This window comes from Streptomyces sp. NPDC005533 (assembly GCF_042871845.1).
GTDB lineage: Bacteria > Actinomycetota > Actinomycetes > Streptomycetales > Streptomycetaceae > Streptomyces.
Genome location: NZ_JBIAJH010000176.1, coordinates 1 through 1,562 on the forward strand (window position 1 = coordinate 1; position 1,562 = coordinate 1,562).

General features: G+C 66.9%; 1 protein-coding gene. It reads right to left on the reverse strand.

The annotated features are described in order from the left end of the window. Positions 1-322 precede the first annotated feature (322 nt). Positions 323-589 carry a hypothetical protein gene (locus ACFYP3_RS37750; RefSeq protein ID WP_388842638.1) on the reverse strand — a complete coding sequence of 89 codons (267 nt, stop codon included), beginning with the start codon at positions 587-589 and terminating at the stop codon, positions 323-325. Positions 590-1,562 lie beyond the last annotated feature (973 nt).

Genomic DNA, 1,562 nt, shown 5'->3' on the forward strand with positions numbered 1-1,562 from the left:
GGCCTCCGCCAGATCCAATACCGCAGCGACATCATCGACGGCTGCCTCACCGGAACGGGGCTCACACTGACGACACCACGACTACAAGCTCAGTAACCAGCGTGTGCCCTGGATGGAGGAGCCAACCAACCGTCAGTTGGACGCCACCTTCCACAGGCCATTCACTCGGGTCAAGTTGCCCCCCTCGACGAGGAGTTCGCCTCAGTCGGTGTCGGCGAGGTAGCCGAGGGCGGCATCGGTAAGGAGCTCCCGGACGTGGAGGCCGACACTGACGCGCCTAAATCTGGTGGAGCCTGCGGAGGTGCCCGTCAGGGGGGTCGGGTCACCCGGAGGACGTCGCTTGGCCGGGGCAGGTTCGGTACCCTGCGCCCTCAAAGATCGCCACCACTGCCGCGCCAGCGGCTTGGTGTAGGCCGGGCAGGGACGTGAGCCGTGCCAGCTCGCATCCGTGGACGTAGGCGACTCGAACAAGCGACGCGAGCGACATGCCGCGGCGCATGCCCTGTACGACAAAGGAATGCAGATCGAGGTGATCGCCCAGTCCCTCGGGCTCGACCGCAAGACCGTGCGCCGCTACGGCCAGATCCACGCCTATGCGTCCTATCTGTATCGGCGGTGGAACGAGGGCTGCACGGACGCGGCCCGGCTTCACTCGGAGATCACCGAGTTCGGCCGCCTCGGCAGCAAGCGGACTGTCCGTCTCCAGCTAAACGCCGTGGATCACCGAGCCGGGTCTGTGGCTGCAGTAGAACTGGGGTCATGGGCCGAAGACCGGCGGCCGGCACACGCAGCTGTGGTGCACGTGCCGGCCTGGTCGAGGTTCCGGGTGGTCATTCGGTGTTCGGCAAGACGCTTCTGGAGATCGTGGCCTGCCCCGATGCCACGTTGCGGCGCATAGGAGGGCCGCCGGCCTACGCACTGGCCGACAACGAGAAGACGGTCACCACGACGCATGCCGCGAACGTCGCAGTCCGCAAGCCGGATCGCCGAGGTCGCCCGGCATCGCAGATGAGAGGGTGCGCGGGTCGCCGATACGGCTGCAGAGGAAGTGTTTGTCAACGTCGATGCTGGTGATGATTGCGGTATGACGGAAGAGGCAAGGACACGATGGGTGTGTGGGACCCGGCGTGCGGCGCGCGTACTCGGAGCGTGCGCGGCTGTGCTTACGCTGTCGCTGGCGGCGCCAGGTACAGGGCATGCGGCCGACGGTGTGCTGATCATCGACGGGGCGGTGTACGGGGGCCCGTCGGGTTGCCATCCTCTCGGGGACTTCGCGCCCTCGGAGGTTGTCAATGGCACGGACAAAGTGGCCATCGTGTGGTCGGGGCCTTTCTGCGGCGGCCGGGTGGCGGGTGCCGTCCAGCCCAGCCATGCCGTGCGACAGGCTCCTGGTATGAGTCTGTTCATCGCCTGACGGCGCGGCGCCCCCGGACCGCAGTGTGGAGTGCGGGTGCCCCTAAGAGGTCCTACTGAGGTTTTCAGTGTGGGGTCGGTGGGTTGAGGGGCAGGCCGGTGGCGGTGAGGCAGCCGTCGATCAGGTGGGGTCGGAGCTGGATTCTGCG